This window comes from Nocardiopsis valliformis DSM 45023, assembly GCF_000340985.1.
Taxonomy (GTDB): Bacteria; Actinomycetota; Actinomycetes; order Streptosporangiales; family Streptosporangiaceae; genus Nocardiopsis; species Nocardiopsis exhalans.
This window is the reverse complement of record NZ_ANAZ01000005.1, coordinates 1-16,966: the sequence shown is the minus strand read 5'-3', so window position 1 is coordinate 16,966 and position 16,966 is coordinate 1. Positions and strand designations below refer to the sequence as shown.

The 16,966-nt window shown below is 70.5% G+C and carries 17 protein-coding genes; 4 read left to right on the top strand and 13 right to left on the bottom strand.

Features of this window, described 5'->3' with window-relative positions; genetic code table 11:
• The first annotated feature begins 35 nt into the window (after positions 1-35).
• A complete protein-coding gene (locus D457_RS0106840) occupies positions 36-1,490 on the top strand; it encodes an MFS transporter (protein ID WP_017579904.1) in 1,455 nt (484 codons plus the stop codon).
• Between the two features lie 84 nt (positions 1,491-1,574).
• Here D457_RS0106840 and D457_RS0106835 read toward each other — a convergent pair whose 3' ends face one another.
• Positions 1,575-1,871, bottom strand: coding sequence for an AbrB/MazE/SpoVT family DNA-binding domain-containing protein (locus D457_RS0106835; protein WP_017579903.1), 297 nt, complete (start codon positions 1,869-1,871; stop codon positions 1,575-1,577).
• A gap of 163 nt (positions 1,872-2,034) precedes the next feature.
• Between D457_RS0106835 and D457_RS0106830 the strand changes: the two genes are divergently transcribed.
• Positions 2,035-3,267 carry a DUF418 domain-containing protein gene (locus D457_RS0106830; RefSeq protein WP_017579902.1) on the top strand — a complete coding sequence of 411 codons (1,233 nt, stop codon included), beginning with the start codon at positions 2,035-2,037 and terminating at the stop codon, positions 3,265-3,267.
• On the opposite strand, the gene D457_RS0106825 is transcribed toward D457_RS0106830, so the two are convergent.
• Entirely contained in the window at positions 3,224-3,703 is a 480-nt protein-coding gene (locus D457_RS0106825; protein WP_017579901.1) for a MarR family winged helix-turn-helix transcriptional regulator, read from the bottom strand. The genes D457_RS0106830 and D457_RS0106825 overlap by 44 nt on opposite strands.
• Positions 3,704-3,993: 290 nt before the next feature.
• Between D457_RS0106825 and D457_RS0106820 the strand changes: the two genes are divergently transcribed.
• Complete coding sequence (locus tag D457_RS0106820; protein ID WP_017579900.1) at positions 3,994-4,203, top strand: hypothetical protein; 210 nt, start codon at positions 3,994-3,996, stop codon at positions 4,201-4,203.
• 215 nt (positions 4,204-4,418) lie between these two features.
• Here D457_RS0106820 and der read toward each other — a convergent pair whose 3' ends face one another.
• From der to D457_RS36380, 11 genes are all read right to left on the bottom strand, one after another.
• Positions 4,419-5,858: a ribosome biogenesis GTPase Der gene (gene der / locus D457_RS0106815; RefSeq protein ID WP_017579899.1), complete on the bottom strand. Its 1,440-nt coding sequence runs from the start codon at positions 5,856-5,858 to the stop codon at positions 4,419-4,421.
• A 235-nt stretch (positions 5,859-6,093) separates the two neighbouring features.
• On the bottom strand, positions 6,094-6,792 hold the full coding sequence (cmk, locus tag D457_RS0106810) for a (d)CMP kinase (protein ID WP_017579898.1): 699 nt from the start codon (positions 6,790-6,792) through the stop codon (positions 6,094-6,096).
• Positions 6,793-6,955: 163 nt separating this feature from the next.
• Entirely contained in the window at positions 6,956-8,122 is a 1,167-nt protein-coding gene (locus D457_RS0106805; protein WP_017579897.1) for a prephenate dehydrogenase, read from the bottom strand.
• Positions 8,123-8,317: 195 nt separating this feature from the next.
• Complete coding sequence (locus D457_RS34010; protein WP_051072880.1) at positions 8,318-9,454, bottom strand: hypothetical protein; 1,137 nt, start codon at positions 9,452-9,454, stop codon at positions 8,318-8,320.
• Entirely contained in the window at positions 9,451-10,623 is a 1,173-nt protein-coding gene (locus D457_RS0106795) for a nucleotide disphospho-sugar-binding domain-containing protein (RefSeq protein WP_017579896.1), read from the bottom strand. The genes D457_RS34010 and D457_RS0106795 overlap by 4 nt, the downstream gene beginning before the upstream one ends.
• A complete protein-coding gene (locus D457_RS0106790) occupies positions 10,620-11,882 on the bottom strand; it encodes an MFS transporter (protein WP_017579895.1) in 1,263 nt (420 codons plus the stop codon). Before D457_RS0106790 ends, D457_RS0106795 begins: the two co-directional genes overlap by 4 nt.
• On the bottom strand, positions 11,879-12,592 hold the full coding sequence (locus D457_RS31990) for a flavodoxin family protein (protein WP_017579894.1): 714 nt from the start codon (positions 12,590-12,592) through the stop codon (positions 11,879-11,881). The genes D457_RS0106790 and D457_RS31990 overlap by 4 nt, the downstream gene beginning before the upstream one ends.
• The gene (locus D457_RS0106780) at positions 12,589-13,161 is read right to left on the bottom strand and encodes an anthranilate synthase component II (RefSeq protein ID WP_017579893.1); all 573 of its coding nucleotides are present in this window, start codon (positions 13,159-13,161) and stop codon (positions 12,589-12,591) included. The genes D457_RS31990 and D457_RS0106780 overlap by 4 nt, the downstream gene beginning before the upstream one ends.
• Positions 13,158-14,690 (bottom strand): anthranilate synthase component I family protein, encoded by a 1,533-nt coding sequence (locus D457_RS0106775; RefSeq protein WP_017579892.1) that lies wholly within the window; start codon positions 14,688-14,690, stop codon positions 13,158-13,160. The genes D457_RS0106780 and D457_RS0106775 overlap by 4 nt, the downstream gene beginning before the upstream one ends.
• A 386-nt stretch (positions 14,691-15,076) precedes the next feature.
• A complete protein-coding gene (aroH, locus tag D457_RS0106770) occupies positions 15,077-15,439 on the bottom strand; it encodes a chorismate mutase (RefSeq protein ID WP_017579891.1) in 363 nt (120 codons plus the stop codon).
• Between the two features lie 120 nt (positions 15,440-15,559).
• Positions 15,560-16,561 carry a pseudouridine synthase gene (locus tag D457_RS36380; protein WP_017579890.1) on the bottom strand — a complete coding sequence of 334 codons (1,002 nt, stop codon included), beginning with the start codon at positions 16,559-16,561 and terminating at the stop codon, positions 15,560-15,562.
• 57 nt (positions 16,562-16,618) lie between these two features.
• On the opposite strand from D457_RS36380, the gene D457_RS37690 reads away from it, so the two are divergent.
• Positions 16,619-16,966: hypothetical protein (locus D457_RS37690; protein ID WP_017579889.1), on the top strand; the 348-nt coding region annotated here is incomplete at its 3' end.

The following is a 16,966-nucleotide window of genomic DNA, read 5'->3' as shown; positions in this document are numbered from 1 at the left end:
CTATGCACTTAAGGTGATTGCACCGGAGGAGAGACGTGAGCGAACAACCGCGTCAGGGCCAGCCGACCCTGAAGACCGATCACAAGGCCACCCGCAAGGCCGTCACCGCCGCGGCGATCGGCAACGCGACCGAGTGGTACGACTTCGGCGTCTACAGCTACCTCGCCGTGACGATCGGGCTGGTCTTCTACCCGGCGCAGTCATCCGGCGTGCAGCTCATCGCCACCTTCACCACGTTCGCCGCGGCCTTCCTCGTGCGCCCGCTCGGCGGTATGTTCTTCGGTCCGCTCGGCGACCGGGTCGGCCGCAAGCACGTGCTGGCGTTCACCATGCTGCTCATGGCGGTCAGCACGTTCGCCATCGGCCTCATCCCCTCGGCCGCCACCATCGGCATCGCCGCGCCGATCCTGCTGCTGGTCGCCCGCATGCTCCAGGGCTTCTCCACCGGCGGCGAATACGGCGGGGCCACCACGTTCATCGCAGAGTACGCGCCGGACAGGCGACGCGGCTTCCTCGCCTCCTGGCTGGAGTTCGGCACGGTCAGCGGTTACGTCGGCGGCGCCGCCATCGTCACCGTGATGACCCTGCTGCTGGGTTCGGACACCATGCAGGACTGGGGCTGGCGCATCCCGTTCCTGCTCGCCCTGCCGCTCGGCGCGGTCGGCCTCTACCTGCGGCTCAAGTTGGACGACACCCCGGTCTTCAACCAGAACACCGACGGTTTCGCCAAGGACTCCCGGGGCGAGCGGCGCAAGGGCCAGCTGCGCGAGACCGTCGTGGGGCAGTGGCGCGCCATGGTGCTGTGCATCGGGCTGGTCCTGGTCTTCAACGTGAACAACTACATGGTGACCGCCTACCTGCCCACCTACCTGGAGGCGGAGCTGGGGTACAGCACGACCCTGGCCCTGGTGGTCACCCTGGGCGCGATGGCGTTCATGCTGGCCACGGTGACCCTGTTCGGGTTCATGAGCGACCGTGTAGGCCGCAGACCGATCCTGCTCTCGGGCAGCGTTTTCGCGATCGTGCTGTCCCTGCCCGCCTTCTGGATGCTGCAACAGGGCAGCGTATGGACGGCGGCCCTGGGCGTGGTGGTGCTGGCGATCACCCTGGTGCACTTCTCCGGGGCGGCGCCCGCCGCACTACCGGCCTTCTTTCCGACCAAGGTCCGCTACGGCGCGCTGGCGATCAGCTTCAACGTCTCGGTGGCGCTGTTCGGCGGCACCACCCCGCTGATCGCCGAGTCGTTGGTGCAGTCCACCGGCAATCTGTACTCGCCAGCCTGGCTGGTGATGGCCGCCGGTGTCGTGGGTGTGCTGGTGGTCTGGCGGATGCAGGAGAGCGCCGGACAGCCGCTGCCCGGCGCCCCGGCCATCCCGGTGCCCGAACGCGAACCGGGCACGTCCGGGAAGCTGCCCTATCCGAGGAAGAGCGGTGATTTCGGATCGGGGATCCGCGGCAGCAACGTCCGCCGCCTGCCCTCGGACTCCTGACCGCTTCCGACCGTTCCTGACCAACTTCCGGGGAGCAGTTCACGACGGCGGAGCGCCCCTTCTAATGGCCTGCCAGCCGTGCCCTCAGCCGGAGCCGTCGCCGCTCTTGGAGCCGGGCTCGCCCGCCTCGCCCATCTGCTCCCGCACCACGGACTTCAGCACCGGGGAGAAGTCCATGTTCCCCAGGAGCTTGTCGACCGTCATCAGGGCGAGCCCTTGTGCCGGGTCGCCCAGCACGAGCAGCTTGTCACCGGGTGAGATCCCCAGGTCACGGCGGGCCTGGGCGGGCAGTGAGATCTGACCGCGTTCGCTGACCGTCACCGCCCCGTAGAACCCCCGGCCGCCGGGTCCGCGAGGGGTACCGTCCGCCTCGTCAGCCACCTGGCCACCACCTTCCGCGCATGTTTTACACAGCGTATCAAGCAGATCATGTCCGGTTCCGGCCACGAACCCTCACCCCTCCGCACGATCCAGCACGCTTTCACATGCTCTACATGATTTACATGTAATAGCATGTAGATGTTCGCCCAGCCGAGGAGGACCCGTGACCACTCCCGCACCACGAGCGCTCGCCCCGGACCTGGCCCGGGGCACCATGCTGCTGGCCATCGCCTTCGCCCACGCCCCGCTGTTCGTCCTGGCCGTGGACCACGGCCAGGCCCTGGCCAACGGGGTCTCCCTCGTCTTCCACGACCTGTTCGTGCACAACCACGCCCGGCCGATGTTCGCGTTCCTGTTCGGCTACGCCCTCGTGCAGCTGCTGGACCGGCGGACCGCGCACGGAGACGACTCCGCCGACGTCCGCTCGATGCTGCGCCGCCGGGGCCTGTGGCTGCTGGCCTTCGGACTGGTCCACCTGCTGCTGGTACCCATCGACATCCTGGCCGCGTACGGGATCGCCTCGCTGCTGCTGGTGGGGCTGCTGAAGGTCCGCGACCGCACCCTGCTGTGGGTCGGCGCGCTCACCCTGGTCCCCGGGACGCTGGCCTCCGCAGTGCCCATGCTGTTGGCCCTGGGTCAGGGGGTGTCCGTACTCGACGTCGGCTCGGTGGCCGCACCTGCCGGAACCGACCCGGGCGAGCAATACGCGCAGCGCCTCGTCGGGGCTCCGTTCGGGATGGTGATCGGAACGGTCCTGGTGGCGCCCGGGGTGATCGCCGGGATGTGGGCGGCCCGACGCGGGCTGTTGGAAGAGCCCACACGCCACCGTGCCTTCCTGGTGCGCGCGGTGTGGGTGACCATGACGGTATCCGCACTGGGCGCCCTGCCGTCGGCGCTCGCACAGACAGGTCTGTGGACGCCCGCTTCCACGGCCGCGGCGTGGGGCACGGCGGTGCTCCAGCCGCTCACCGGCTACTTCGGCGGTTTCGGGATGGCCGGACTGATCGCGCTGGTCGCCATTCGGGCAGCCCGCGCTCAGGGGCCGTTGACCACGGCCGTCTCGGCGCTGGGCCAGCGTTCGATGACCTTCTACCTGTTCCAGAGCGTGGTGTTCGTGGCGGTGTTCTCCCCGCTCGCCCTGGGCCTGCAGGACCGCATGGGCCTAGCCGCCTCCCTCGGGGTAGCCGCCCTGACCTGGTTGGTGTCGGTACTGGCCGCGGAGACGATGCGCCGCCGGGGCTACCGCGGTCCCGCCGAAAACCTGCTGCGGCGCCTGGTCGGCCCCGCGTACCCGGCCCGGAGCTCTGTCACCGGGCGTTGTCATTCAGCCGCATCGGCACGAAGCAGGACGATCACACGCCGTGTTCTCCCGCCTCGGCGCGGCCCGCTTTGGTGATCACCTGTTGGAGCGCGCTGTTCAGATCCTGAAGTTGGCCCACGTCAAGACCCAGGCGTTCCATCATCTGGGCAGGGATGGACTCCGCCTGGCTGCGCAGGTCACGGCCTTGCGGGGTGAGCGTGACCGTCAGGCGACGCTCGTTCTCGGCCGCTCTCTCCCGCGCTACCAGCCCTGAGGCCTCAAGACGCTTGAGCAGCGGTGAGACCGTCGCGGACTCCAACTCCAACATTTCCGCGATCTCACCGACGGACAGCGGTTCGAACTGCCACAACGCCAGCATGACCAGGTACTGGGGATGAGTGAGTCCGAGGGGCGCCAGCACCGGCCGGTACAGGCCGATGACCATGCGCGAGGCCACCGCCAAAGAGAAGCAGACCTGGTGCTCCAAGGCCAACGGGTTGTCCAGCTGCTGCTCCTCGGCCAAATAACCCACCTCGATGTGTGTGCTCCAGAACGCCTAGGACGATCATACTCAGGATTAGCTCACTAACATTTAGCTCGCAAACACCGGATGTGGGTGGAGTCCCCGCCGCTGGATCACTGGCCCGCGCTCGATCACACAGAGGTAGAGCCCATGGCCACGCAGACGGTTTCCCCAAGCCCCGCCTCGCATGTTCGTGGGCTATCATTTAGTGCACTAACAATATGGTTCGGGAGGGGAGGCTCCTCCACGGGCCACCGAGCGAGCGCCAGCGACTCCACCGAACTACGAGGGACACGGTCATGGACAAACCGCACGGGAAAGACTCGTTCTCCTTGCTGTACAGGATGGGGTTCCGTATCAACTACGCGCTCCTGCAGGTCATGGGTCCGGCCGCCCTGAGCCCCGAGTCCGACCCACGTCTGCGGGCCAAGAGGGAGTACGAACGCCGCCGCGAACTCCACCGGGCTTGGAAGGCACACCAGCGATCCCAGGCGAGCACCCATGACTGAACCACGGGCTCGCGGGTAGACGTCCGCCTGGCTGGTGGGTCCGACCTCCCGATTCCAGCACCGCTACTGACCCAAGGGCACGGGGCCGCTTGACGGGCGAACCGCGATCCACACCGCCTCACCACCACGCCGCGGTGACCGACGTGCTGTCCGGAAAACGACGAAGCCCGTGACCGGGACGGTGTCCGGTCACGGGCCGAGGGCTGAACGCCGAGTTAGCGGCGGCCGCCGCCGCGCGGCTTGCGGTCCGGACGCACACTGCCCTTGGAGGCGCGGCCCGGGGTCGCGCCCTTCTTCTCGCGGATCCGCATGCTGATGTGCACCGGGGTCCCCTCGAAGCCGAAGTCCTCGCGCAGCCGACGCTCGATGAAGCGGCGGTAGTTGTCCTCGAGGAAGCCGGTCGTGAACAGGATGAAGTGCGGCGGACGCGCACCGGCCTGGGTCGCGAACAGGATCTTGGGCTGCTTGCCGCCACGCACCGGCGGCGGGGTGGCCGCCACCAGCTCCTTGAGCCAGTTGTTGAGCTGCCCGGTGGAGATGCGCTGGTTGAAACCGGCCAGACTGGTCTCGATCGCCGGAACGAGCCGCTCCATGTGGCGGCCGGTGGCCGCGGAGATGTTCACCCGGGGCGCCCAGGAGACCCGCGCCAGCTGGCGGTCGATCTCCTTCTCCAGGTAGACGCGGCGCTCCTCGTCGAGGATGTCCCACTTGTTGAAGGCCAGGACCAGACCGCGACCGGCCTCCACGACCTGCTCCACGACCCGGATGTCCTGCTCGGCCAGCGGCTCGCTGACATCCATCAGCACCACGGCCACCTCGGCCCGCTCCAGGGCGGTGCCGGTGCGCATGGTCGCGTAGTAGTCGGCGCCCTGGAGTGCGCGGAACCGGCGGCGGATACCGGCGGTGTCGATGAACTTCCAGGTCTTGCCGCCCAGCTCGATCAGCTCGTCGACCGCGTCACGGGTGGTACCCGCCACGGAGTCCACGACCACGCGGTCCTCACCGGCGAGCCGGTTCAGCAGGCTGGACTTGCCCACGTTGGGGCGGCCCAGCAGGGCGATCCGGGACGGGCCGTCCTCGTCGTCGTCCTCCCCCTGACCCTCGGGGGTCTCGGGGAAGGCCTCCACGACGGCGTCCAGCATGTCGCCGGTACCGCGGCCGTGCAGGGCGCTGATCGCGAAGGGCTGACCCACGCCCAGGTTCCACAGACCGAGCGCGTCGGCCTCCTGCTGTCCGCCGTCGACCTTGTTGGCGGCCAGCACCACGGGCTTCTTGGTGGCGCGCAGGACGCGGGTGACGGCGGCGTCGGCATCGGTGATGCCCACGGTCGCGTCGACCACGAACAGGATCACGTCGGCGGTCTGCGCGGCGTACTCGGCCTGGCGGGCGACCATCGCGGCCAGGCCGCTGACGCTGGTCTCCCAACCGCCGGTGTCCACCAGCGTGAAGCGGTGGTTCTGCCACTCGGCGTCGTAGGCCACCCGGTCACGGGTCACGCCCGGGACGTCCTCGACCACGGCCTCACGGCGGCCGATGATCCGGTTGACCAAACTGGACTTACCAACGTTGGGGCGACCGACGACGGCGACGACGGGCAGTGCCGCCTCCTCGCCCTCGGGCGCCACGCCCACGTCGGATACGTCGAACTCACTCATGTACTCGTACTCCCGGTTCCAGGTCCTCACGCGCCCAGGATGCGTGCCGTGAGGATGTGTCAAGGATTCGACGCGATCGCCACGTGAATCACTCACGGGCGCCGCTACGGGCGCCCGTGTCCTGCCACGAGGGGCAACCCCCGCGGATGATCTTGTGTTCCCCCTGACGGGGGTGGTGTGGCCGGTCTCTCCCCGGCCTCCCGCCCGGTGGGGCGGGTCCGACGCTTGCGCGCTACTACAAGGCCTGAGCCTCACGGGCCTCGTCGGCCAGCTTGACGACCAGGGCGATGACCTCGTCGAGGGTCAGGCCGGTGGTGTCGAGCTCGGTGGCGTCGGCGGTCTGCGTCAGCGGCGAGTGCTCGCGGCTGGAGTCCAGCTTGTCACGACGGGCCAGGTCAGCCTGGGTCGCCGCGACGTCGCCGGTCCGGACCTCCTTGCTGCGCCGCTGCGCACGCGCCTCGGCGCTGGCGGTCAGGAACAACTTCACGGGGGCTTCGGGGGCGACGACGGTCGTGATGTCACGGCCCTCGACCACGATACCCGCGCTCTCGTCGCGGGCGGCCTCGATGACCTCACGCTGGGTCCGCACCAGCAGTTCACGCGCCTCGGGCACGGCCGAGACGGCGCTGACGTTGGTGGTGACCTCCTTGCCGCGGATCTCGGCGGCCACGTCACGGCCGTCCACCGTCACGGTGGGGGCGGACGGGTCGCTGCCCATCACGATGACGGGTCGCTCGACGTTGGCGGCCACCGCGGCGGCGTCGTTGACGTCGATCTTGTTGTCCAGCATCCACCAGGTCAGGGCCCGGTACATGGCCCCGGTGTCGAGGTAGCGCAGTTCCCGCGCCTTGGCGACACCCCTGGCCGTGCTGGACTTGCCCGACCCGGAGGGACCGTCGATGGCGATGACGATGCCCTTGCCCTGCGCGCTCACTGCTGCTGACTCCCGAAATCACTGTGCCTGGGTGGCGGCGTGGACTACCCCCGCCGACGCCTCAGCCTACCTGCTCCGTAAGGCGCTCACGGAGCTCCGTGAGTCTACTTACGGAGCTCCGCGCCGGGACGCACGGCACCACCACACGCGCTCACGAGCGGGGTCACGCCCCCGGATGCACCGACCAGCCGTCGGCGGAGAGCGCCTTGGCGAGGGTGTCCACGGCCTCGGGGAGCAGGTAGAGCTCGGCCACACCCAGCGGCAGGCCGGGGGTGTGCTCGATCCGTACGTCCTCGATGTTGACGCCCGCGGTCGCGGCCGCCGCGAACAGTCGGCCCAACGCGCCGGGCTCGTCCGGGATGACCACGGGGATGACCGTGTAGACGGGGCGGCGGACAGCGCCGTGCTTGCCGGGGATCCGGCCGTGCCCCGAGCGGCCCCGGGCCAGCAGGTCGCGGACCGGCTGCATGTCGTCCTTGGCCCCTGCTTCACTCGCGGAGTCGTCCTCGGAGGCGGCCGCGTTCGCGGCCTGCGCGTGCAGCGCCTCGGCGGTGGCGGCCAGGTCCGCGGCCACCTCGCGCAGCACGTCGGCCACCGGCCCGGCGTTGTGGGTGAGGATCTCCTCCCACATGGCCGGGTCTCCCCCGGCGATGCGGGTGACGTCGCGCACGCCCTGCCCGGCCAGGGTCAGCGCGGTCTCGCCTGCGGAGACCAGCCGGGCCGCCACCGCGGAGGAGGCCACGTGCGGGGCGTGCGAGACCAGAGCCACCGCGCGGTCGTGCGCCCCCGCCTCCAGCACCAGCGGGTCCGCCCCGCACAGGCGGGCCAGCTCGGTGACGGCCGCGACCGAACCGGGGTCCGCCTTGCCGGTGGGGCACAGCGCCCAGGAGCGGCCGAGGAACAGGTCGGCGCGGGCAGCGCCGGGGCCGTGCTTCTCCCGACCGCCCATGGGGTGGCCGGGCACGAAGGTGGCCATGTCGCAGCCGAGGCGTTCGGCGCCCTCCAGCACGCTGGCCTTCACGCTGGCCACGTCGGTGTACACCTGGGCCAGGCCGCGGGCCTGGGCCTGTCGCAGCACCGCCGGGACGACGGCGGGCGGGGCCGCGATCACCGCGATGTCGGCGGGCGCGGACTCGGCCGTCTCGTCCAGCGGACGCCCGGCGCCGAGGTCGCAGGCCAACCGCAGGGAGGCGGAGTCGGGGTCGGAGAGGGTGACGTCCACGTCGCGGGCGCGCAGGGCAAGCGCGATCGAGGTTCCGATCAGGCCCGTGCCCACCACCGTGACCCGACGCAGTTCCGTGCGCCCCGCACCGGCCGTCTCCTCGCCCACAACGCTCCCCCGACTCACTTCAGCTCGTACTCGATGCCCACGTGAGTAGGCACCTCCCAGCCTACGGCCTCGTGACCTGGCCGCCCGACCGCGCACGGCGCCGCCCGCGCAACTGTTCAACGGAACGGTCCGGGCCCCGATCCCTGAATCCGGGCTGCGGGGCCCGTCGGCCACCGGCCCTCCCGTGGTTCCTCGTCAGCCCTTGAGCCACTCCTCTCGAACCTCGGTCGGCTCGGCCGCCCCGTACCGCATGGCGTCCAGCACGAAGGTGACGGTGTGGTCCCGGACGGTTTCCAGGGTCTCGACGGGCACGTAGCGGCGGAAGACCCCGGGCAGGACGGTCCCCAGCGCCGCCTCCGCCACGGGATCGAGGCGGCCGCGTTCGAGGTGCTCAGCACGCAGCCCGGAGCCCAGCCCGTTGGCGTACCAGGCCGTCCAGAGCTCGAACAGCACGGTCCGGTGGAGCACCCGGGTGAGCTCGGGCCCGTGTTCGCGCGCGACGCGAGTGATCGTCTCCTCGAAGCGCTCGGTCAACCGGGCGGGTTCGACCTGTTCGGGCAGCGCCTGGGCGACCGGGGTTCCGACGAACGCCGACGGCGCTTGGGGAGAATCATCGAAGACCTCGGCCGTGGCGCGCATCCAGCCGATGTGCGCCAACCGGAGAGCGCTCCCCGAAGACGCATTCTCCTCAGCCCGGGGCGGTGGTCCGAAGCAGACGGATCGTCGCATCCCCTGGAAGGCGTTCCCGGTCAGGCTCGGGGTGGTTCCGTTCGTGTCGTGTTCCACGAGGTTGGGCACCGAGACCAGCTGGCGCACGCCCCGGTCGTTGAGGAAACCCCGCAGCGCGACGTCGTCCGGGGTGGCGGGGTCGAGCCCGCACGCGTGTTCGGCGAACGCCAGCGCCACCGGGGTCGGCAGGACCAGCGCCAACGACGGCACGTAGGGGTCGACGACCGGTGCTGTGGCCTCGCCCGCCAGGGCAGCGATCCGGACCCGGGTCGCGGTACGGCACCCCCACTCGGTGAACAGGCTGATCGCGGCGTCGGGCGCCCGGGAGACCAGGTCGACCACGCGTGCGGCCAGGCCCTCGACCGGCAGGGCGTCGTCCTGGAGCACGATGTGGTGGCTCGCGTCCGCGGCCGTCGCCCACGCCGCCGCGGAGGTCACGAGCGTGGAGCCCGCCCCGGGGTCCTCGACGACCGTCGGGGTCGGCTCGGAGCAGAGCCCGGCCAGGCGCTCGGCGTGCTCGCGACGGCGGGCGTGGGTCATGATCGCCCAGGTCAGGCTGATGTTGATGTCCCTGGCCGTATCCGTGTCAGTGGTCGTGCTCATGCGAGGATCGCGCTCCTCTCCACGGCCGCGACCAGATCCCCGGCCGCGGCGGTCCCGCGCAGCCTTCCGGCGAAGTGTTCCGAGGCCTCCTGGCGCTCGGCGGACAGAGCGGCCTTGACCGCGACACCGAGACGATCGGTCAGGGCGTCGGCCGACAGGACCTCCGCCATCCCGAGTTCGGCCACCCGCCACCCGTTCCGCTCCTGTTCGGCGGTCTCCGGGACGCAGACCATGGGTGTCCCGGCGATCAGACCGTCCACCAGGGTGCCGTGCCCGCCGTGCACCACCGCCGCGTCCGAGGCGCGCATGAGGTCGACCGCGTCCCGGCGGAACCCCGTGACCCGGACCCGCTCGGGATAGGCGCGCGCCACCTCGCCCTCGGGCTCGCGGGCGAGCACGACCTCCGCCTGAACGTCTGCGGGCAGGGCGGCCACCAGGCCGTCGAGCACGGCCTCCGACCAGGCGCCGCCGCCCAGAAGCACGGAGACGAGCCGGTCCCGGCCGCGCCGCTGCGGCAGCTCCGCGCGTGGGGTGCCCGCCACGCGCAGTGTGTCCGCTGCCACGATCGGGCCGACGTGCCGGATCTCGGGGACCAGGGAGGCCACGAGCGCCATGGTCTCGGCGGGCACCTCGGTCAGCGGGTCGAGCACCGGCAGGTCGGGGACGAGCATCGTGCCCCCCAGCACCGCGCGGGCGTGTTCCTCGCCCACCCCGGCCCCGTCCAGCGTCACCAGCAGCTCGGGCAGGATGACGTGCATGGGGTTCTGGAACAGCCGCAGGTTGTGCAGGCTGCACGCGGGGATCCCCCGCAGGGATGCGGCCACGGGGGCCGTGTTGCGCATGTCCGCCACCACGGCGTCGGGCGCGTAGTCGTCGATGAGAGCGAGCTCGTCCTCCAGGCACATCGACACGTATCCCGGGCTGGCCAGGCGGCCGCGGACGAACCCGCGCAGCGCTTCCCGGTCGCGGATCCCGGTCCAGGCCGGGGCCGGTTCGATCTCGCGGACCGGCCGCCAGCCGACCCCCCGCGACTCCACGACGCCGCGCACGGACTCATGGCAGGCCACGACGGCGTCGTGCCCGGCCGCGACCAGAAGTTCGGCCGCGGTCACGCACCGGACCACGTGGCCGAGGCTGCTGCGGCTGTACGCCACGAAAAGGACCTTCACGCGTTCTCCTTCGACACATCAGGCGACTCAGCACGCCGCACGAAAACCACAGAAAGCACGAAACCGAACGCGGCCAGGGAGGGCAGCACCATGATCGTGAGGGCGACCGGGGCCTGACCGGTGAGGTCGATCAGCACACCGCACAGCCCGCCGCCCAGCGGCACCGCGCCCCAGGCCGCCATCCGGCCGACGGCGTTGACCCGGCCCTGGAGGTGGGCGGGACAGCGCTGCTGGCGCACCGAGATGCTCACGATCATCGCGATGGTGTGGGCCGTGTTCCATCCCGCGAGCAGGATCAGCGCCACCACCCAGCCCGGTGACCACGCGTAGGCGACCAGGAGGACCACGTCGACGGCGAGCGTCACCGCCGACACCAGCACCGGGTCCAGGGACCTGAGCCGGGGCGTCAGCACGGCCGCGATCAGGGCGCCGACGCTGCACCCGGCGATGATCCAGCCAACCCGGATGTCGTCCGTGCGCAGGTCCAGCGACAGGTCGGAGAAGACCACGATGGTGCTGTAGACGGCGCCGCCGGAGATCCCGATCCCCGCACCGGCCAGGGTGAGCACGCCCACCACCCGGTCGGAGCGGATGAACCGGAGACCTTCGAGGATCTCCGACCAGCCGACCCGGTTCCCCTCCCTCCCCTCCGCCCCGTCTGCGGCGCTACGGCCGGCCCTCAGGAAGGAGGTGAGGACCGCCGAGACCACGTAGGCCCCGGCGATCACCAGGAAGGCACCGGCCAGACCGATCCTCTCCAGCAGGAAGAACCCGGCCGGGGCGGCGACCGCGTTCACGACCGTCGCGGCCATCCACAGGTGGCCGTTGGCCTGGAAGATGCGCTCGGGGCCCGCGACGGCGGGCACGAGCGCCGAGGACGCCACGTCGAACCAGACGAAGGCGCTCGACGCCAGGAACCCGATCACCAGGAAGACGACGAACGGCGGTTCCGACAGCAGGACGACGGCCGGGACCAGGAGCAGCACCAACGCACTGACCACCTCGACCACGACCATCACCGTGCGCGGGCGCAACCGGTCGACGTAGGCCCCGGCGAACAGCCCGAAGAGCAGGAAGGGCACGACGTTCATCGCGCTCATCGAGGCGGCGGCGGTCGCCGAACCGGTGATGTCGTACACGTGCAGCGGCAGGAGCACCCAGGTCACGGCCGTGGCCGCGGTCGAGGCGGCGCGGCCGGACAGCATGAACCGGAAGTCGGACGAGCGCAGGACCGACGGCGCCGCGGCCCCGGTGGTCACGACAGCACCCCCAACCGGGTCTCGACACCGCGGGGGACGGGGATCGGCCGCCCGCGCAGCGCCTCGGCCAGTGCCAGCATCCGGTCGAGCATGGCCAGCATCGCCGACATGCCCTCCGTGTCGCGGGTGACGGTGTCGGGGCCGCCGGCGCGCACTGTGGCCGGAAACCCGCTGCCCGGGATGATGAGCCGGTTCAGGAGCAGGTTGTGCAGCATCTGCGCGTGTACGGACTCGTGTGCGTAGCGGCGGCCGACCACCACCACTCCCCCGACCTTGTTGGTGAGCGGCCGGTCGAACCGCAGCCGCCCGACCCCGGCGCGCTCGATGAAGGTCTGCATGAGGGAGGAGGCGCCGTAGCCGTACACGGGCACGGTGTAGACGATCCCGTCCGCCCCGGTCATGACGCGGACGATGTCGGCGACGTCGTCGTCGACCGGGCAGGGGGTGCTCCGGGAGTTGCATCCTCCGCACCGGCAGGCCTGGATCCGGCGCTCGGCCAGGTGGATGACCTCCAGCTGGACGCCGCTCTCGGCGAGGTGCTCCTGGGCGACGGCCAGCGCGGCGGCGCTGCTTCCGTTCGCCCTTGCGGAGCCGTTGACGGCCACGAACGAGAGCCCTGTGTCCGAGAGTTCCGGGTTCGGGAGTGCCGTGTCCGTGGGACCCGTGTCCGGGAGTTCCGGGTCGGGGAATCCTGTGTTCGCCGCCGTCATGAGCGCCCTCCCCGGACGAAGTTGGCGATCATCTCGAAGCCGGTGTCGGTCGAGACGCTCTCGGGGTGGAACTGCACTCCCTCGACCGGCAGGGTCCGGTGGCGCAGACCCATGACCGTGCCGTCGTCGGCCTCGGCGGTGACCACGAGCGGCCCGGGTTCGGGCAACCGGCGGACGGCGAGCGAGTGGTAGCGGACCACGCTCACCTGCCCGCTCAGCCCCGCGAACAGGCCCTGCCCGTCGTGGCGCACCAGGCTGCTCTTGCCGTGCATCGGCCGGACCGCGTGGTCGACCGTGCCCTCGTAGGCCAGGGCGATGGCCTGGTGCCCGAGGCAGATCCCTAGGACGGGCTTGGCGCCCGCGACGGCCTGAAGGATCTCGACGTGGCCGGACTTGGCGGGGTGCCCCGGCCCGGGGCCGAGCACGACGGCGTCCTCCGGGGCGGCCAGGACGTCGGCCGGGCTCAGGTCACCGGAGCGGACGACCCGGGTCTGGGCGCCCGCCATTCTGAGGTACTGGTAGATGATGTGCGAAAAGCTGTCGAACGCGTCGACCAGAAGAACCCTCATGCCAGAACCCCGCCCGTCGTCGCCTCGACCGCGGCGCTGAGTTTGGCGCGCGTCTCGTCCCATTCCGACCGCGGAACCGAATCCGCCACGATTCCCGCCGAGGCACGGGAGGAAACGGTGTTCCCGGAGCAGAAGACGGAGCGGATGGTGAGGGCGAGATTGGCGTATCCGCCGATACCGATCACCCCGAATACGCCCGCGTAGAGACCGCGCGGGCTGGATTCGAGTGACTCGATGACCTCCATCGCCCGCACCTTCGGAGCGCCGGTCATGGTCCCGGCCGGAAAGGTGGCCCTGATGACGTCGAAGACGTCGAACCCCGGCTCCACCGTCGCCGTGACGGTCGAGACCAGGTGGAAGACGTGCGAATAGGGTTCCACCGCCATCATCACCGGGGTGCGCACCGACCCGGGCACCGCGACCCGGCCCAGGTCGTTGCGGCACAGGTCCACCAGCATGATGTGCTCGGCGTGCTCCTTCTCCGCGGTCCTCAGGTAGTGGACCGCCGCCTCGTCGGCGCTCTCGTCACCGGTGCGGCGGGAGGTCCCGGCGATGGGGCGCATGGTCGCGCCGCCGCCATGGAGGAGGACGTGCAGTTCGGGGCTGGCGCTGAGCAGAGTGGTGTCCCGCAGCGGGAGCATCCCCATGAACGGGGACGGGTTGGTGCGGCGCATGCGCGCGTAGATCTCCCACGGTTGGAGCTCACTGTCCAGCGTGACGTCGTAGCCGAGCTGCACCTGGTAGACGTCGCCGTCCCGGATGTGCTCCAGAGCGATGTCGACCCAGCCCAGGTAGTCGTCCCGGAGCACTTCGGGGGAGGCCTCCGCGTCCGTGCTCGGCGGGTGCGGGAACCGGGGCCCGGTTTCAGGGGCTGCTGCGGCTCCGGGAGCGGCTCCGGCTCTGGCTGCGGCGCGTTCGACCGCCGCGGCCACCCGGTCCGGGTCGACCGCCTGCCATAAATCGCTGTGCGCGGTGGTCAGGGTTCCCGCGCCGGTCCGCAGGTCGACCTCGAGGATCGAGGCGTACAGGGTGAGCGCCAGGTCCGGGACCCGCGCCCGGTCGCGCGGGATGGAGCGCGGCAGCGTCTCGACGTACTGGACGGCGTCGTAGGACAGGACGGTCAGGAACCCGAAGTCGGGCCGCGCGTCCGAGGTCTGCGGTGCGTCGAAGCAGCCGGTGATCTCCCGCAGGACGTCCCAGAGGCGGTTGGGCTCGTCCAGCACCGCCCCGCCCCCGGCCTGCTCCTGCTGCCGGGTCAGGCCCGGTACCGCCTCCCGCAGCGTTCCCCACAGCGCATCTCGGAGTGCGGTGTCTCCGGTGATCTCGATCCGGCTGTCCAGCACCTCGGTGGTGACCAGGGGGCCGATGCCGATGATCGCCCGTTCACGGTCCCGGTCGGGGCCGCCCAGCGACTCCAGTAAGTAGACGGCCCGCTCCCCGAACTCCGCTTGGAGTTCCCGGGCGACGTCGAACGTCTCCTCGACGAACATGGTGCGGCGTTCGAGCCGGACACCGATGGACTTACGCACGACTTCTCCGTTCCAGTCCGAACTGTCCACTGAGACAGTCCGGAACAAAGGGGCATTTCACACGACGAAAACCGGAAGGGGTTTCGAGGTACACAAAGAAAGGCCCTGGGCTGGCGTAAAAGAAGTGCTGTCCGGAACTTGTGACTCCGATCCAGCGCCCCGCCGCGAGGAATTCGGAGAACTCCCGCGGCGGTACACGGCTCACGGCCGGGCGGGCAACCCGAACCGTAAAGAAACCTTACAACAAGACCTCGGGGGCCTGTTCACTCACCCCGAGGTCCATTCAATCCGATGATCCGATGACCAATGCGGACCAGGCGATATCCGAATTCGCCTGGTCCGCGCTGACGTCGTTGATGGTGTCGCCCCTTGCCGAAGGACCCCGATTACTGGGCGATGTCCAGACGCAGTGCCTGGGCGCCCCGCAGGTAGACGTGCTGGACCTCGGAGCGGGGCCGGTCGGTCTCCACGTGCGCCATCAGCCGCACCACACGCGGCAGGGCGTGCGGAACGGCGATCTCGGTCGCGCACATCAGCGGAACGTCGGCGAAACCCACCTTGCGCGCCGCCAGCGCGGGGAACTCGCTGGTCAGGTCAGGGGTCGCGGTGAACACCACGCTGATCACGTCGTCCGTGGTGAGCTCGTTGCGCCGCATCACCTCGGCCACCAGCTCGGCCGTGGCCTCCAGCACCTGCTCGCGTTCGTCAGCGTCGACCTGCACCGCACCGCGGATGGCCCGTACCGCCACGTTCGATCCCGCCTTCAGTCCTCGTCATCCGGGCCGTCCCTCGCAGAGGAAACGAGAGACGGCGGCCGCTCCCCGTGTTCGGGGTGCGACCGCCGTCAACTGTAGCGACAGACCTCGTGGTTAGAGGCCCGCGGCCTTGTACAGCTCGCCGACCTCACGCGAGCTGAGCGCCCGCATGGTGCCCAGACGCAGGTTGTTCAGGTCGATCGGACCGACCTGGGTACGCGCCAGGTCCGCGACCGGGTGGCCCACAGCCTCCATGAGGCGACGCACAATGTGCTTGCGGCCCTCGTGCAGACGGATCTCCACCATGGCCTGGTCGGAGTCGTTGTCGACCACGCGGAAGGAGTCGACCTTGACCGGCCCGTCGTCCAGCTCCACGCCCTTCTCGATCTGGCGCACCACACGGTGCGGCACCGGGCCGTCCACCTTCGCGACGTAGGTCTTGATGACCTTGTAGCGCGGGTGGGTGAGCCGGTTGGCGAGGTCACCGTCGTTGGTCAGCAGGATGAGACCCTCGGTCTCGGTGTCCAGCCGACCCACGTGGAAGATGCGCTCGGCGGTCTGACCGGCGTAGTCGGCCAGGGTCGGGCGGCCCTCCGGGTCCCACATGGTGCTGACGACGCCGCGCGGCTTGTTCAGCGCGAAGTACAGCTTGTCCGGGGCGGTGACCACGCGCATGTCGTCCACGCGGATCTCGGAGGCCTCGGGGTCGACCCGGGCACCGAAGCGGCGGACGATCTGGCCGTCCACGCTCACCCGGCCGGCCGCGATCATCTCCTCGCTGGCGCGACGGCTGGCGACACCGGCCGCGGCCAGCGCCTTCTGGAGCCGGATGCCGTTGGGCACGTCCGTGTAGGTGTCCCGGGGGTCACCGGCGTGCCGGTCCTCGTCACGCGGGTTATAGTCCGCGCGCAGGGCGTTGAGGCGCTCACGGGCGGCCTTGGAGAGCTGGTTCTCACTCTTGACGTCCCGGACCGGGGCGTGATCGCGACGGATCGGACGCTGGTCGGGGTCGCGGCCCTCGTCGCGGCGGGGACGGTCGTCACGGTTCTGCGGACGCCCGCCACGGTTGTCGTCACGGCGCTGGTAACCGCCGCCGCGCTTGTCGCCACCCTGCATGCGACGGCCCTGGGCGTCCCGGCGGGGACGGTCCTCGCGGTTCTTGAAGTCGCCACCGTGCCGGTCGTCGCGACGGGGGCGGTCGTCGCGGCCACGGTCATCGCGGCGCGGACGGTCGTCACGGTCGAAACGACCACCACGGCTGTCGTCACGGCCCTGGGGGCGACGGTCACGGTCGTCACGACGCTCGAAGGAACGCCCACCACGATCGTCACGACCCTGGTAACCACCACGGCCCCGGTCGTCACGGCTCTGGTAGCCGCCACCACGCTTGTCGTCACGCTTGTCATCGCGGCCCTGGTAACCACCACGGCCACGGTCATCGCGGCCCCGGTCGTCACGACGGTCGCGGTCACCCCGGTAGCCGCCGCGGTTGTCGTCACGGCGCTCGAAGGAGCGCCCACC

Coding starts and splice junctions, on each gene's coding strand:
- D457_RS0106820 (WP_017579900.1), top strand. CDS start 3,994: ATGGACAAACCGCACGGGAAAGACTCGTTCTCCTTGCTGTACAGGATG.
- der (WP_017579899.1), bottom strand. CDS start 5,858: ATGAGTGAGTTCGACGTATCCGACGTGGGCGTGGCGCCCGAGGGCGAG.
- D457_RS34010 (WP_051072880.1), bottom strand. CDS start 9,454: ATGAGCACGACCACTGACACGGATACGGCCAGGGACATCAACATCAGC.
- D457_RS31990 (WP_017579894.1), bottom strand. CDS start 12,592: ATGACGGCGGCGAACACAGGATTCCCCGACCCGGAACTCCCGGACACG.
- D457_RS0106780 (WP_017579893.1), bottom strand. CDS start 13,161: ATGAGGGTTCTTCTGGTCGACGCGTTCGACAGCTTTTCGCACATCATC.
- D457_RS36380 (WP_017579890.1), bottom strand. CDS start 16,561: ATGCAGGGTGGCGACAAGCGCGGCGGCGGTTACCAGCGCCGTGACGAC.